The following is a 14,804-nucleotide window of genomic DNA, read 5'->3' on the forward strand; positions in this document are numbered from 1 at the left end:
GTCAGCAGGGCCCAACGGCGCCAGCGCGGGGTCGCTCTCGCAGAGCAGCGACCTTGGGTCAATTGTGATAGGTGCTCGGCGTTTCAAAGCCGTTAACCCGGTCGCCGAGTGACCTAGCGGCATACGACCTTCGGGGGATGCCGGAACAAGGCAACAGGCACCAAAGTTCAATGGTGCGGTGCAGCGAGGTGTGAGAGGCTGCCTGCTCGATTCCGGATTCAGACGGCCTTGGGCCGTGCTGCAGTTGCGAGAGCCGACCGATGATGGCGAGCACGCTCTATCAAGTCCATACCTTCGAGGATCTGGTCGTCGGCCAGCGCGAAAGCCTGATGCGCACCGTCATGGAGCGTGACATCTCGCTGTTCGCCGACCTCTCGGGCGACGCCAATCCGATCCATCTCTGCGACCGCTACGCCGCCTCGACCAAGTTCGGCCAGCGCATCGCCCATGGCATGCTGACGGCGAGCCTGGTCTCGGCCCTGCTCGGCACGCGCCTGCCGGGGCCGGGCGCCGTCTATCTCTCGCAGACGCTCAACTTCCTTGCGCCGGTGAAGATCGGCGACGTCGTCACCGCCCGCGTCGAAGTGGTCGAGCTCGTGCCGGAGCGCCGCCGCGCCCGGTTGTTCTGCGAATGCCTGGTCGACGGCAAGGCCGTGCTGGAAGGCGAAGCCTGGGTGGCGCTGCCGCGCGCGGCGCAAGCCTGAACCGGCCTTGACGCTCCCCGTCGCTTGGGGCCAAACACGGCGGTAGCCGGGGCGTCCCGGTGTCGACCTTGCGTTCCATGACCTCATTCACCGAGGCGGCGCGTTTTCGTGCGCTGCCCGCCTTCATCCTCGAACCCGGCAAGCCGGTGCCGGCCGATCTGCGCGGCCGGGTGCTGGCGCTCGGCAATTTCGACGGCGTCCATCGCGGCCATGCCGAGCTCGCGCGTGTCGCCGGCGAGATGGCGGTGCGGCAGGGGACCAGCGCCGCGGCGCTGACCTTCGAGCCGCATCCGCGCACGGTTTTCCGGCCGGAACAGCCGGTGTTCCGGCTGACGCCGGAGCCGATCAAGGTCGCGCTCCTCGCCAGCCTCGGGCTGAACCCAAGCTTCGTCGTGCCCTTCGACCGCGCGGTCGCCGCCATTCCGGCCGAGGCCTTCGTCGATGACCTCCTGCTTGGTCAGCTCGGCGCCGCCGGTCTCGTCTGCGGCTACGATTTCCATTTCGGCAAGGGGCGCACCGGCTCGCCCGAAATGCTGCAGGCGCGCGCCGGCCATGCCGGCATTCCCGTCGCTGTCGTCCCGCCCTTCGCCTTCCAGGGCGAGCCGGTCTCCTCGACGCTGGTGCGCAGCGCGCTCGAAGCCGGTGATGTCGGCCATGCTGCGGCGCTGCTCGGCCGCCCCTGGTTCGTGCGCGGCGAGGTCGCCCATGGCGACAAGCGCGGCCGCGATCTCGGCTATCCCACCGCCAACATGCATCTTACCCAAGATTGCCGCCTACGCTTCGGCATCTATGCGGTTCGCATGAAGATCGACGGTGCCTGGCACGATGGTGTCGCCAGCTTCGGCAGCAGGCCGACCTTCGACGACGGCGCGCCAAAGCTCGAGACCTTCGTCTTCGATTTCTCCGGTGACCTCTATGGCAAGACGGTGGATGTCGCCTTCGTCGGCTACCTGCGCGGCGAGGCGAAATTCGACTCCCTGGAGGCGCTGATCGCCCAGATGGATGCCGACAGCGCAAGCGCACGCGGCATCCTGGCGGCGACACCACCCTTCCTTCCCTGAGCGCCCTTTGCTAGAAGCCGCTGATGTCCGCTCTGCACCTCGTTTCGCCCCTGCGAATTACCGGCCCGGCTGCCGCCCTGCGCTGACCGCGCGGGCGCTTGCGCAGGCCGGGACGACGATCGCTTCCCCGTGACATCTCAAGGATGGGCGCCGCACCGCATGCTGAGCCGCCATCCGCACTGCCGAGCCGGATCATGACCGATAAGACCGCCGAGAAGCCCGAGACCACCGATTATTCGCAGACGCTGTTCCTGCCGCAGACGGAATTCCCGATGCGCGCCGGCCTGCCGCAGCGCGAGCCGGAACTGCTCGCCCGGTGGGCGAAGATGGACCTCTACCGCAAGCTGCGCGAGGCCGGGCAGGGCCGCGACCGCTTCGTCCTGCATGACGGCCCGCCCTATGCCAACGGCAACATCCATATCGGCCATGCGCTCAACAAGGTGCTGAAGGACCTGGTGACGCGCTCGCAGCAGATGCTGGGCTACGACTCCAACTACGTCCCGGGCTGGGACTGCCACGGCCTGCCGATCGAATGGAAGATCGAGGAGCAGTACCGCGCCAAGGGCCTGAACAAGGACGACGTGCCGGTCGTCGAATTCCGCAAGGAATGCCGCGTCTTCGCCGAGAAATGGGTCGATATCCAGCGCACCGAGTTCAAGCGCCTCGGCGTCGAGGGGGACTGGGACGATCCCTACCTGACCATGGCCTTCGGCGCCGAGGCGCAGATCGCCCGCGAGATCATGAAGTTCGCCGAGAACGGCATGCTTTATCGCGGCTCCAAGCCGGTGATGTGGTCGGTGGTCGAGAAGACCGCCCTGGCCGAGGCCGAGGTCGAGTACGAGGAGCACACCAGCGACACGATCTTCGCGGCGTTCCCGGTGCTCGGCTCGGGGCCGCTCGCGGGCGCGTCGGTGCTGATCTGGACGACGACCCCCTGGACGATCCCCGGCAACCGCGCGATCTCGTTCCACCACAAGATCGCTTATGGCCTCTATCGGGTCACGGCGGCCCCGGAAGGCAACTGGGCCAAGGTCGGGGCGCGCTATGTGCTGGCGAAGAACCTCGCCGAGGCGCTGTTCAAGACCGCCAAGGTCGAGGCTTACGAGCTGGAGCGCGACGTCAGCGCCGCTGATCTCACCGGGCTCGCGACCGCTCATCCGCTGCGCGGCCAGGGCTACGAGTTCGACGTGCCGCTGCTCGACGGCGATCATGTCACAGATGATGCCGGTACCGGCTTCGTCCACACTGCGCCGGGCCATGGCCGCGAGGACTTCGACGTCTGGATGGCCAATGGCCGCATGCTCGCCGAGCGCGGCATCGAGACGAGAATTCCCTACACCGTCGATGCCGATGGCCGCTTCACCAAGGAGGCGCCGAGCTTCGAGGGCGCGCAGGTCATCACCGACAAGGGCGAGAAGGGCAATGCCAACGAGGTCGTGATCAAGGCGCTCGCCGCCGCCGGCAACCTCGTCTCGCGCGGCCGCCTCAAGCACCAGTATCCGCACAGCTGGCGCTCGAAGAAGCCGGTGATCTTCCGCAATACGCCGCAATGGTTCATCGCCATGGACAAGCCCTATGGCGATGCCGGCGCGCCTGATCCGGCGGCGCCGGCCCCGACCGCCGGCGGCAATGCCGACACGCTGCGTAACCGTGCGCTCAAGGCGATCAGGGAGACCGAATGGGTCCCCGCCGCTGGTGAGAACCGCATCAACGGCATGATCGCCAACCGGCCCGACTGGGTGGTCTCGCGTCAGCGCGCCTGGGGCGTGCCGATCACCGTCTTCGTCGACAAGCAGAGCAAGGAGATCCTGGTCGACGACAAGGTCAATGCCGCGATCGCCGAGGCCTTCGAGCAGGAGGGCGCCGACGCCTGGTTCACCGATACCGACGGTGCGCGCTTCCTGAAGCCCTATGGCTACGACCCCGCCAAATACGAGCGTGTCGTCGACGTGCTCGACGTCTGGTTCGATTCAGGCTCGACCCATGCCTTCACCCTGGAGAAGCGCGCCGATCTCAAGACCCATCGGATCGTCGATGGCGGCCGCGACAAGGTGATGTATCTCGAAGGCTCGGACCAGCATCGCGGCTGGTTCCATTCCAGCCTGCTCGAAAGCTGCGGCACGCGCGGTCGCGCGCCCTATGACGTGGTGCTGACCCACGGCTTCTGTCTCGATGAGAAGGGCGAGAAGATGTCGAAGTCGAAGGGCAACGTCACCGCGCCGCAGGACATCATCAAGGACAGCGGCGCTGACATCCTGCGCCTCTGGGTCGCGGCTGCCGATTATTCCGACGATCTGCGTATCGGCAAGGAGATCCTCAAGACCTTCGTCGAGACCTATCGCAAGCTGCGCAACACCATGCGCTGGATGCTCGGCACGCTCGCCCATTTCGACGAGGCGATCCGCGTTTCCGATCCGGCATCGATGCCTGAGCTGGAGCGGCTGATGCTGCACCGCCTCGCCGAGCTAGGGCCGCAGGTCGAGGAGGCCTACCGCACCTACGACTACAAGAAGGTCGTGACCCTGCTCTCGCAGTTCATGAACACCGAGCTCTCGGCCTTCTATTTCGACGTCCGCAAGGACGCACTCTATTGCGATCCGCGCTCGAGCCATGTCCGCAGGAGCGCGCTGACTGTCGTCGACCATCTCTTCCGCTGCCTGACGACCTGGCTCGCGCCGATCCTGGTCTTCACCGCCGAGGAAGCCTGGCTCGACCGTTATCCGCAGGTGAAGGAAAGCGATGGGTCCGTCCATCTGGAGCTCTTCGCCAAGGCGGATGGCGCCTGGCTCGATCCGGAACTGGCCGAGCGCTGGAGCAAGGTCCGGCGCGTGCGCCGCGTCGTCACCGGCGCGCTCGAACTGGAGCGCGCCGCCAAGCGCATCGGCTCCTCGCTCGAGGCCGCACCGGTCGTCCACATCGCCGATCCCGATCTGCGTGCGGCGCTGAGCGGGCTCGACCTCGCCGAGATCTGCATCACCTCCGGCGCCAGGATCGCGGACGGGGAGGGGCCAGACGATGCCTTCCGCCTGCCTGACGTGCCTGGCGTCGCCGTGGTGCCGGCGCGCGCTTCGGGCATCAAATGCGCCCGCTCCTGGAAGTATTTCGATCCGGCGACGGCCGAGCCCGGCTTCCCCGAGGTGACGCCGCGTGACGCCAAGGCGCTGCGCGAGCTCGGGCGCGCTGCGTGAGCGCGCAGACGCCATCGCTGCGCCGCCTCGGCGCCTGGATCGTCGTGCTGACTTTCGTGCTCGACCAGGCGCTGAAGCTCTGGCTGCTCTTCGGCCTGAGATTGGCCGAGGAGGGACCGTTCCAGCTCGCCTCCTTCCTGGAGATCGTGCTCGCCTGGAATCGCGGCATCTCCTACGGCCTGTTCCAGCAGTCGACCGATATCGGTCGCTGGGCGCTGGTCGTGCTCTCCGTCGTCGCCGCGATCTGGCTCTGGCGCTGGATGTGGCGCAGCGACGACAGGCTGACGGTGGTGAGCCTTGCGCTGATCATCGGTGGCGCGCTCGGCAACGGGCTCGACCGCATGGTCTACGGCGCCGTCGTCGACTTCGTGCATGTTCACGTCGGCAGCTTCAGCTGGTACATCTTCAACATCGCCGACGCGGCGATCGTCTTCGGTGTGCTCGGTCTGCTCTGGGAATCGCTGAGACCGGGGGCGGGGCGTTCCAAGGCGGCTTGAGCGCGTCTCCGCGGCTCGCAAACAGGCCGGCCACAGCTCATTTACGGCAATCCGGCAAAAGGGCTCCCGATTTTGCCGGATATGGGTTAAAAGGCCCGCCATGCTTTCGCCGCGTCGCTCAGGCAAGACGCCGGCAGGTATCGGTATGGAGAGGTGAGATGGCTTATCGGATCCGCGCTTCGCGCATGCTGCTCGCCGGCGGCCTGCTGCTGGCGACGACCCCTGCTTTCGCCCAGGAAGGCATGCTCTTCAAGAATCTGGTCGATGGCATGGGCCTGTTCGGCCGCGACAAGGCGGATATCGAGTACAAGCAGCGCGCCCCGCTGGTCGTGCCGCCGTCCTCCACCTTGCCGAAGCCGCAGGAAGCTGGCGCCAACCGCAGCGCCGCCTGGCCGGATGATCCGGATGTCGCTCGCCGCAAGGCCGACCGCGACAGCTCCAACATCCTGTTTGCGACCACCGAGGCCTACCGCGCCAACACCAGGCCGTTGATGTCGCAGGAGGAACTGCGCCGCGGTCGCGTGAACGGGCGCGGCAACGGGCCCGAAGGTATCGTTCCTGACCACAATACCGGCAACAACCAGATCGAGCCGATCCGTATCGGCCGCGAGATGGCGGCACGTCAGGCGCAGACCGATACCTCGAATCTCGCCTATGGCACCGAGCCGTCCCGCCGCTATCTGCACGAGCCGCCGACCGGCTATCGCCGCCCGGCCGCGACGGCCGCGCTCGGCCCCGGTCAGTCCGGTCCGCGCGAGGACAAGCAGGCTGTCGGCCAGCGCGAGTTCCTCGTCGGCCAGAAGGTCTACGAAAACCAATAGGCTGCATGCCATTGTCCTGCGCTGCGTTGGTTTTCGGCTGCAGCCGGACTATCTAGAGCACGAGCCCCTTTCCCGGCTCGGGTCCATGCGGGCCCGAGCCGCTTCGTTTCTGGACTTCGCGATCTGCAGGAGCTTTTCAAGGTCATGACGGTGCACACCGCTCCCGCCAATACAGCCAGTCAGATCGAATCCTACAGGCTCGCCAACGGGCTCCAGATCGTGGTCGCGCCCGACCATCGCGCGCCCGTCGTCACCCATATGGTCTGGTACCGCAACGGCTCCGGCGACGATCCGGCCGCCAAGTCTGGCATCGCCCATTTCCTCGAGCACCTGATGTTCAAGGGCACGGCGAAATGGCCGGCCGGCGAGTTCTCGAAGATCGTCGCGAGCTATGGCGGCCAGGAGAACGCCTTCACCTCCTATGACTACACCGCCTATTTCCAGCGCGTGCCGAAGGAGCACCTGCGCGCGATGATGGACTACGAGGCCGACCGGATGACCGGCCTCGCTTTCGACGAGAGCGTGGTTGCGCCAGAGCGCGATGTCGTGCTGGAGGAGCGGCGCATGCGCGTTGACGCCGACCCCGCCGCCCAGCTCGGCGAGGAGTTCTCCAGCGCGCTCTATGTCCACCACCCCTACGGGACGCCGATCATCGGCTGGGAGCACGAGATCGAGGGGCTCTCGCGCGACGACGCCTTCGCCTATTACCAGCGCTTCTATACGCCCGAGAACGCCATCCTGGTCGTCGCCGGCGATGTCGAGCCGGCCGAGGTCCTGCGTCTCGCCCAGGAGACCTATGGCGTGATTCCCGCCCGCGGCGAGGCGCCTGCCCGCAAGCGCCCGGCCGAGCCGGAACCGCGCGCTGCGCGCCGCGTCGCGCTTTCCGATCCGCGCGTGCAGCAGCCCTCGCTGCGCCGCGCCTGGCTGGCCCCGACCTATGTCTCGCCTGAGCGTGACGAGGCCTTCGCGCTCGAGCTCGCAGCCGAGATTCTCGGCGGGGGTACGACCTCGCGGCTCTATCGCAAGCTCTGCGTCGAGCAGGAACTCGCGGCCGGTGCCGGCGCCTATTTCATGGGCTCGATGGTCGATCGTTCGGCCTTCCAGCTCTCGGTCAGCCCGCGTCCGGGTGTCGAGATGGCGGCGCTCGAAGCCGGGCTCGATGCGGCGCTTGCCGCCTTCATCGCCGAGGGGCCGACCGAGCTGGAGCTCGCCCGCGCCCGCACCCGCCTCGTCGCCGAGACGATCTTCGCCCGCGACAGCCAGTCCTCGCTCGCCCGCATCTTCGGCTCGGCGCTCGCCGTTGGCGAGACCGTCGAGGACGTGCTGCTCTGGCCGCAGCGCATCGAGGCGGTGACGCGCGAGCAGGTCGTCGAAGCTGTCAGGCGCTATCTCAGGCCCGATCGCTCGGTCACCGGCCTGCTGCTGCCGGCCGCCGCCTGATATCGCGCTTAAAGCCATGATAGGCGGGCGCAGGTCCGCCGCCGAGGATTGCCGATGACCGTTTCGCTCGCTCCCACCGCCGCCACTCCCGGTCCCTCGCTCGCCGTCCAGCGTGTCACCGCTGCCTGCGGTGTCGAAGCCTGGCTGGTCGAGGAGCACAGCCTGCCGCTGCTCGCCCTCGATTTCGCCTTCGACGGCGGCGCCAACCGCGACCCGGCCAATGCGGCCGGCAGCGCCAATCTCGTCTCCGGCCTGCTCGACGAGGGCGCCGGCGATCTCGATGCCGAGGCCTTCCAGGGCCGGCTCGCCGACCACGCCATCAATCTTTCCTTCGATGCCCGCCGCGACGACTTCCACGGCCAGCTCCAGACGCTGTCGCAGCATCGCGAGGTCGCCTTCGAATTGCTCGGCCTTGCGCTCAACGCGCCGCGCTTCGACGCCGATGCGGTGGCGCGGGTCAAGGCGCAGGTGATCGCCGGCCTGCAGCGCCAGGCGCAGAACCCGGACGTGATGTGCCGCAACGCGCTCTTCGCCGCCGCCTTTCCCGGCCATCCCTATGGCCGGCCGGAGCGCGGCGATGTTGCCAGCGTCGGTGGCATCGAGCCTGCGGCACTGAAGGCGCTGACGCAGGGCCTTTTCACCCGCGGCGGCCTCAAGGTCGTCGCCGTCGGTGACATCACCGCGAGCGAGCTGGCTTCGCGGCTCGACGCTCTCTTCGGTTCACTGCCGGCCGGGGGGCCGCGTGTCGAGCCGGCAGCCCCCTTGCCGGTCGCAGGGCTCGGCCAGACCCATATCGTCGATCTCGACGTGCCGCAGACCGTGCTGCGTTTCGTCGGCCCCGGCCTGATGTGGGACGATCCCGATTTCATCGCCGCAACCGTGCTGAACCATATCCTCGGCGGCTCGGCTTTCACCTCGCGCCTGTTCATGGAAGTGCGCGAGAAGCGCGGTCTCGCCTATGGCGTATCCTCCAGCCTGATGCCGCTGCGCCAGACCGGCTTCCTCGTCGGCGGCACCTCGACCCGCAACGACCGCGTCGCCGAATCGATGAGCGTGATCCGCGAGGAGATCGCCAAGCTCGTGACCGAAGGGCCGAGCGAGCACGAGGTCGAGGAGGCCAAGCGCTATCTGATCGGCTCCTATTCGCTGCGCTTCGACACCTCGCCGAAGATCGCCGGCGAACTGCTCGGCCTTGCGATCCGCGGCGAGCAGCCGGACTTCGTCGAGACCCGCAACCAGCGGTTCGCCGCCGTGACGCTCGCCGATGTCCGGCACGTCGCCCAGCGCCTGTTCGGCGAGGGCAAGCTGCTCGTCCAGGCCGTCGGCCGGCCGGTCGGGCTGGTCTGACGCTCCCGGCCGAGGAGCTCGCATGAGCATTCGCCGCCTCGATCCCGTCCTGGTCGATCGCATCGCCGCCGGCGAGGTGATCGAGCGGCCGGCCGCGGCGGTGAAGGAATTGGTCGAGAACGCGATCGATGCCGGTGCCACCAGCATCGCCGTCACCATCCGGGCCGGCGGGCGCGAGCTGATCCGCGTCGTCGACGACGGCATCGGCATGAGCCCCGACGACCTCGCGCTCTGCGTCGAGCGCCACGCCACCTCCAAGCTCCCCGACGGCGACCTCTTCGCCATCCGTTCGCTCGGCTTCCGCGGCGAGGCCTTGCCTTCGATCGGCTCGGTCGCGCGACTTTCGATCACCTCGCGTCAGCGCGATGCGGCGCAGGGCTGCGCTCTCGTGGTCGAGGCCGGCGCCAAGGGAGCGGTGCGGCCAGCTGCGGCCGCGCCCGGCACCCGCATCGAGGTCAGCGACCTCTTCATCTTCACGCCGGCCCGCCTGAAATTCCTGAAGAGCGACCGGGCCGAGGCGCAAGCTGTCTCCGACATGCTGCGGCGGCTCGCCATCGCCCATCCGGAGGTGCGCTTCTCGCTCGAGGGCGAGTATGCCGGCGCCTTCGACTGGCCGGCCGAGCCGATCGGCAATGAGGGCCATCTGCGCCGCCTCGGCCGTGCGCTTGGCCGCGACTTCCCCGAGAACGCCTTGCCGGTCGAGACCGAGCGCGAGGGCGTTAGGCTCTCCGGCTTCGCCGGCCTGCCGACCTTCCATCGCGGCACCTCGGCGGGCGTTCACATGGCGGTGAATGGCCGGCCGGTGCGCGACAAGCTGCTGCTCTCGGCGGTTCGCGGCGCGTATGCCGATGTCGTGCCCTCCGACCGGCACCCGGTGCTCTATCTCGACGTGCTCTGCGACCCCGCCGTCGTCGACGTCAACGTCCACCCGGCCAAGAGCGAGGTTCGCTTCCGCGATCCGGCGCTGGTGCGCGGCCTCGTCGTGTCGAGCCTCAAGGCGGCTTTGGCAGGCGCCGGCCACCGCGCCACCACCACCGGCGGCGCCCGCACGCTCGACGCCTTCCGCGCCGTCTTCTCGGGCGGCGGCTTCGGCGGCGGGCCGGCCACGATCCAGCGCCCGAACTTCGGCAGCGTCGCCGATTGGCGTAGTCCTGAGGCCACCACTCCCGCCCAGCCGATGCAGGCCGGCTTCGCCGATCTCGCCATGCCCTCGGCCGATGCGAGAGCCCATCTTGCCGAGCCGCCGCAGGATGCGCTCGACCGGCCACTCGGTGCGGCTCGCGCCCAGGTTCACGGCACCTATATCGTCGCCCAGACCCGTGACGGCATGGTGATCGTCGATCAGCACGCCGCCCATGAGCGCCTGGTCTATGAGCGGTTGAAGGCCGAGCGCGCCAAGAGCGGCGTCATCAGCCAGCCCATGCTGCTGCCCGAGGTGGTCGAGCTCGATCCGGTCGACGCCGACCGGCTCAACGCCGCGGCTGCCGATCTCGCCTCGCTCGGTCTCGTCATCGAGAGCTTCGGCCCCGGCGCGGTGCTGGTGCGCGAGGCGCCGGCCGCGGTCGCCGGCGGCGATCTCCAGGGCATCGTCCGCGACGTCGCCGACGCGCTCGCCGAGCATGGCGATGCCGGCTCGCTGGAACGCCGGCTCGACCATGTGCTGGCGACCATGGCGTGCCACAACTCGGTCCGCGCCGGCCGGCGCCTGCGCCCCGAGGAGATGGACGCGCTCTTGCGCGAGATGGAGGCGACGCCGAATTCCGGCCAGTGCAATCACGGCCGGCCGACCTATGTCGAGCTGAAGCTCAGCGATATAGAGAAGCTGTTCGGAAGAAGGTAGTCCAACTCACGTGGGCTTGGATTCTCCGGTATCGAGAAAATAGAGGGTCATGCCCGCGTGGCCGGCTTGCGGAAACCATTGTGAATCTTTGATCGCCTGAATCTCGCGCCGAGCAGACGCATAGTCGACGGCGAGATTGGCTTCTGCGGCAGAAAGCCGAACTTGCATATTCGGGTGGCCGAACAGCCGCATCAGCTCATACCGTTGATCGCCAGGGCGCGACTTGAGTTCCATTTCGAGGTTATGGATCCGCCAGACCAGGCGATTGACACGTGCCTGTTCGTCGCCCTCCATCGCGTCGTATTGCTCGATGCAGAGCTGTTCGAAGAGATTGACGATTTCGGCGTTCGATAGCGATTTTAAGTTCTTTCGCTGTTTCATTTCAGCACCTTGAATGTGCGCATCGCTTCGTGCCCTACGCGGACATGCTCGGACCAGTCCTTTCCGCGCAGATAGTTCCGTGGCGTCTGCATGCCGAAATTCTTGTTCGGCTGGTTGTACCAGCCGGTGATCTCATGATGCTTGTATGTCGGCACGCTGACCACATTATCGGCACCGTCGATTTGCGAGCGCGAGAACCCCTCGTGCCGACCCGCTCCCTGTTCGACGATGTGGTGATCCTCATAGCCCGGGCGCCCCGTACCGGCATTCTGCTGGAGTTCTGCAAGCGTCTTCGGGGCATCCTGATAGGACGTAATCGAGGGGATTTGAGAGTAGTTCTCCGCAAACTCGGCTGCGGTAATGAGAGCGCCGACCGGCCCGGCGTATCGCAAAAGCTGCCATGCGACCCTCTTCGCCAGCGCCTTGCCTGCCTTGATGGGCGATGTTTTCTTTTTCGGCGGCTCCTTGGCCGGCTCTTCCGGATCAAGCTTCGGCCCGCCATTGTCGCCGATGCCTGGTTGCCGACCTTGCGCATAGCCTTCGACATAGATCCATTGGCCGCCGCCCCGGCCACTGCCGCGACCACCTCCCTGCGCGCGTGGCTGATCGGGATTGAAGCCGGCCTTTTCGGCGAAGGCTTGTAGGCGGGCGAAGGCCGCCATCATGCGCTCGCCGGCGATATGGCAGGCCAGCGCGCGAGCGCTAAGCGGCCTTGGACGGCTGGATTGGGAAAGCGAGTTTTTGGGAAGCATCCGTGCGCATCTCCGCGACGGATACGGAGATTAAGCGCGAAAATCGGGCCGGGGATAAGATTACATTCTATGCCCGTGTGGCGGGCACGGCGACGCTCACGCCACCCTCAGAAATCGCACCTGCGTCTCGCCATAATCGCGCCGATCGAGCTCCTCGAACCCGTCCGGCAGCGTGATCCCGGCGTCGGCGGCTTCCTCCAGCACGATCAGCGCATCGCTCGCCAACCAGCCGCCCTCGCGCGCCGAGGCGAGGGCCTTTTCGCCCAGCCCCTTGCGATAGGGTGGGTCGCAGAAGACGAGATCGAATGGCGCCATGCCGGTGATCGGGCCGAGCTTGGTCGCGTCGCGGCGGAAGATGCGGCTATAGCCGGCGAGCCCGAGCGCCATCTGGTTCTCGCGGATCAGCCCGCGCGCCTCGGCCCCGTCATCGACCAGGAGCGCGAAGGCGGCGCCGCGCGAGAGCGCCTCGAACGCCATCGCACCGGTGCCGGCGAAGAGATCGAGCACGCGCGCGCCATCCGCCGCATCGCCATGGCCATGCGCCAGCACGTTGAATAGCGATTCCCGCAGGCGATCCGAGGTCGGCCGGATCGCGCCGATGCCCGGCTTCGGGCTGACGAGAGACCGGCCGCTGAAGCGCCCTCCGACGATGCGCATCGATCAGGCCTCAGCCGCGACGGTCACGCCCGCCGCCAGAGCGCGGCGGACCGGATCGTGGCGGACCGGACCGTGGTGGGCGCTTGTCGCCACCTGGGCGCGGGCCTCGTCCGCCCGGACGATCGCCACTTGGCCGGTCGCCGGTCGGCTTGCCGCGGAAGGGGCGGGCAGGGCGTTCGTCGGCACCAGCGCCGGCACCTGGCGGGCGCTTGCCGCGCGGCGACTTGTCGGCCCAGTCGCCGCTGCCGCGCCAGGGTGCTTCACCGCCGCGATCGCGGCCGAAGCTCTCCTCGCGTGGCGCACGGCTTGGACGCTCGCCGCGTGGCGCGCGCGCCGGCCTGTCCTCGCGCGGCGCGTCGCCAGGCTTGGCGGCGATGCGCTCGACCTTGACGCGGCGACCCTTCGGGTCGGCGATCGCCTTGTCGCGCACGCGGGTGACCGTGCCGGTGGCCTCGCGCGCCTGCCGTTCTTCCTTTGGATCGGCGCCCCGGCGCGGTGGCGCCTTGCGCTCGCGCTGCGGCTCAGCCTCGACATCGCGCCAGACGCCGCGCGTCCAGGGCTTGTCCCCACGCAGCGGGCGGGCCTCCTCGGCCTGCTCCTCGCGGGGACGGCGGCGCGGCCGGTCGTCGCCGGCGGGCGCGGGCCTGCCACGGGCGGGCCTGTCGTCCGACCGGTTCTCGTCGCGCCGCGGCGAGTCGAAATCGACGCCGGCCTTGGCCATCAACTCGGTCCCGAGCTGGTCCTTGAGCACCTTGGAGCGAACCTCCTCGGCCTCGCCCTCGGGCAGGTCGCCGAGCTGGAACGGGCCGAAGGAGACCCGGATCAGCCGGTTCACCTGCAGGCCGAGATGCTCCAGCACCGTCTTGACCTCGCGGTTCTTGCCTTCGCGCAGGTCGACGGTCAGCCAGGTGTTCGCGCCCTGCTCGCGCTCGAACTGGGCGATCACCGACCCGTACTGGACGCCGTCGATGGTGACGCCGCCCTTCAGCGTATCGAGCTGGCCCTGATTGACCTGGCCGAAGGCGCGGACGCGGTAACGACGCAGCCAGCCGGTCTCGGGCAATTCGAGCATGCGCGCCAGCCCGCCATCATTGGTGAGCAGCAGCAGGCCTTCGGTGTTGATGTCGAGCCGGCCGACCGAGAGCACGCGCGGCAGGTCTTCCGGCAGCGCGTCGAACACGGTCGGGCGCCCCTCCGGATCATGGTTGGTCGTCACCAGGCCGCGCGGCTTGTGGTAGAACCAGAGCCGGGTGCGCTCGCGCGCCGGCAAGGGCTCGCCATCGACCAGCACGACATCGTTCGGGCCGACATCGAGCGCCGGGCTCTCGATCACCTTGCCGTTCACGCTGACGCGGCCTTCCGCGATCAGCGCCTCGCTGTCGCGGCGCGAGGCGACGCCGGCGCGGGCCATCACCTTGGCGATGCGCTCGGGCTCCTGCGGCGCGGCCGGAACCGAGACAGCCTCGGCGATCTCGGCGGCGTTGCGATGCGCCCGGTCTGGGCGGCTGCGGGTCGGATTGCTGCCGCGCGGCGCGTCGAAGCGCTTGCCTCCGCCGAAGCTGCGGCCTTCGCCGCGGTCGTCGCGGCGTGGCGGGCGGGCAGTGCGGGGTCCGTCGCTGTTGCGCTCGCGGAAGGGGCGCTCGCTGCGGCCAGGTTGATCGCCGCGGTCCCGCGGCGGCCGGGACGGTGCGCCGTCGCGGGCGGGGCGCGCTGCACGACGCTCGTCGTCACCGCGCCCGCGGAAGGGACGGTCTCCATCGCGCGGCGGGCGCGACGGTGCGCCGTCCCGAGAAGGACGCCCGAAGCCGCCGGGCTTGTCGCCGCCAGTCCTGTCGCGGCTTGGCCGGTCGCCATCGCGCGGCGGCCGGCTGGCGCGGCGCTCGTCGCTGCCCCGGTCGCGGAATGGTCGCTCACCGCCCTCGCGCGGAGGCCGCTCGCCGCTCGGGCGCTCGCGGAACGGCTTCTTCTCGAAGCGTGGCGCTGCCGGGCGCTCACCCTCGCTGCGGCGGCGCTCGGCGCCCTCAGCCGGCGCGCGCCGGGGCCGCTCCTCGCCATCGCGCGAACGGAAGGGTGGCTTGCCGGCGCCACCACGGCTGGGCGGCCGGCCGCCGGGACC

The 14,804-nt window shown here is 68.5% G+C and carries 12 protein-coding genes; 8 read left to right on the forward strand and 4 right to left on the reverse strand.

Annotation, left to right across the window (positions count from 1 at the left end):
- Positions 1-260 precede the first annotated feature (260 nt).
- The 8 genes from AC1DS0_RS25695 to mutL all read left to right on the forward strand — a co-directional run bounded on the left by AC1DS0_RS25695 (position 261) and on the right by mutL (position 10,898).
- Complete coding sequence (locus AC1DS0_RS25695) at positions 261-704, forward strand: MaoC family dehydratase (RefSeq protein WP_476817054.1); 444 nt, start codon at positions 261-263, stop codon at positions 702-704.
- A gap of 77 nt (positions 705-781) precedes the next feature.
- On the forward strand, positions 782-1,765 hold the full coding sequence (locus tag AC1DS0_RS25700; protein WP_476817055.1) for a bifunctional riboflavin kinase/FAD synthetase: 984 nt from the start codon (positions 782-784) through the stop codon (positions 1,763-1,765).
- 194 nt (positions 1,766-1,959) lie between these two features.
- Positions 1,960-4,953 carry an isoleucine--tRNA ligase gene (ileS, locus tag AC1DS0_RS25705; protein ID WP_476817056.1) on the forward strand — a complete coding sequence of 998 codons (2,994 nt, stop codon included), beginning with the start codon at positions 1,960-1,962 and terminating at the stop codon, positions 4,951-4,953.
- Positions 4,950-5,450, forward strand: a complete 501-nt coding sequence (gene lspA / locus AC1DS0_RS25710; RefSeq protein ID WP_476817057.1) for a signal peptidase II — start codon at positions 4,950-4,952, stop codon at positions 5,448-5,450. The genes ileS and lspA overlap by 4 nt, the downstream gene beginning before the upstream one ends.
- A 158-nt stretch (positions 5,451-5,608) precedes the next feature.
- Positions 5,609-6,271: a hypothetical protein gene (locus tag AC1DS0_RS25715; protein ID WP_476817058.1), complete on the forward strand. Its 663-nt coding sequence runs from the start codon at positions 5,609-5,611 to the stop codon at positions 6,269-6,271.
- A 144-nt stretch (positions 6,272-6,415) separates the two neighbouring features.
- Positions 6,416-7,711 (forward strand): M16 family metallopeptidase, encoded by a 1,296-nt coding sequence (locus AC1DS0_RS25720; RefSeq protein WP_476817059.1) that lies wholly within the window; start codon positions 6,416-6,418, stop codon positions 7,709-7,711.
- Positions 7,712-7,765: 54 nt separating this feature from the next.
- Positions 7,766-9,058 (forward strand): M16 family metallopeptidase, encoded by a 1,293-nt coding sequence (locus tag AC1DS0_RS25725; protein WP_476817060.1) that lies wholly within the window; start codon positions 7,766-7,768, stop codon positions 9,056-9,058.
- A gap of 22 nt (positions 9,059-9,080) precedes the next feature.
- The gene (gene mutL, locus AC1DS0_RS25730; RefSeq protein ID WP_476817061.1) at positions 9,081-10,898 is read left to right on the forward strand and encodes a DNA mismatch repair endonuclease MutL; all 1,818 of its coding nucleotides are present in this window, start codon (positions 9,081-9,083) and stop codon (positions 10,896-10,898) included.
- A gap of 6 nt (positions 10,899-10,904) precedes the next feature.
- On the opposite strand, the gene AC1DS0_RS25735 is transcribed toward mutL, so the two are convergent.
- From AC1DS0_RS25735 to AC1DS0_RS25750, 4 genes are all read right to left on the reverse strand, one after another.
- Entirely contained in the window at positions 10,905-11,279 is a 375-nt protein-coding gene (locus tag AC1DS0_RS25735; protein WP_476817062.1) for a DUF2019 domain-containing protein, read from the reverse strand.
- Positions 11,276-12,031, reverse strand: coding sequence for a hypothetical protein (locus AC1DS0_RS25740; RefSeq protein WP_476817063.1), 756 nt, complete (start codon positions 12,029-12,031; stop codon positions 11,276-11,278). Before AC1DS0_RS25740 ends, AC1DS0_RS25735 begins: the two co-directional genes overlap by 4 nt.
- A gap of 96 nt (positions 12,032-12,127) precedes the next feature.
- The gene (gene rsmD / locus AC1DS0_RS25745; RefSeq protein ID WP_476817064.1) at positions 12,128-12,688 is read right to left on the reverse strand and encodes a 16S rRNA (guanine(966)-N(2))-methyltransferase RsmD; all 561 of its coding nucleotides are present in this window, start codon (positions 12,686-12,688) and stop codon (positions 12,128-12,130) included.
- Between the two features lie 10 nt (positions 12,689-12,698).
- Positions 12,699-14,159 carry a pseudouridine synthase gene (locus AC1DS0_RS25750; RefSeq protein WP_476817070.1) on the reverse strand — a complete coding sequence of 487 codons (1,461 nt, stop codon included), beginning with the start codon at positions 14,157-14,159 and terminating at the stop codon, positions 12,699-12,701.
- Positions 14,160-14,804 lie beyond the last annotated feature (645 nt).

The sequence above is a fragment of the Allobosea sp. P4_H5 genome, from assembly GCF_056400825.1.

Excerpts from the sequence above, each read along its gene's own strand:
- AC1DS0_RS25695 (WP_476817054.1), top strand. The coding sequence starts at position 261 with ATGATGGCGAGCACGCTCTATCAAGTCCATACCTTCGAGGATCTGGTC.
- AC1DS0_RS25700 (WP_476817055.1), top strand. The coding sequence starts at position 782 with ATGACCTCATTCACCGAGGCGGCGCGTTTTCGTGCGCTGCCCGCCTTC.
- ileS (WP_476817056.1), top strand. The coding sequence starts at position 1,960 with ATGACCGATAAGACCGCCGAGAAGCCCGAGACCACCGATTATTCGCAG.
- AC1DS0_RS25715 (WP_476817058.1), top strand. The coding sequence starts at position 5,609 with ATGGCTTATCGGATCCGCGCTTCGCGCATGCTGCTCGCCGGCGGCCTG.
- AC1DS0_RS25720 (WP_476817059.1), top strand. The coding sequence starts at position 6,416 with ATGACGGTGCACACCGCTCCCGCCAATACAGCCAGTCAGATCGAATCC.
- AC1DS0_RS25725 (WP_476817060.1), top strand. The coding sequence starts at position 7,766 with ATGACCGTTTCGCTCGCTCCCACCGCCGCCACTCCCGGTCCCTCGCTC.
- mutL (WP_476817061.1), top strand. The coding sequence starts at position 9,081 with ATGAGCATTCGCCGCCTCGATCCCGTCCTGGTCGATCGCATCGCCGCC.
- AC1DS0_RS25735 (WP_476817062.1), bottom strand. The coding sequence starts at position 11,279 with ATGAAACAGCGAAAGAACTTAAAATCGCTATCGAACGCCGAAATCGTC.
- AC1DS0_RS25740 (WP_476817063.1), bottom strand. The coding sequence starts at position 12,031 with ATGCTTCCCAAAAACTCGCTTTCCCAATCCAGCCGTCCAAGGCCGCTT.
- rsmD (WP_476817064.1), bottom strand. The coding sequence starts at position 12,688 with ATGCGCATCGTCGGAGGGCGCTTCAGCGGCCGGTCTCTCGTCAGCCCG.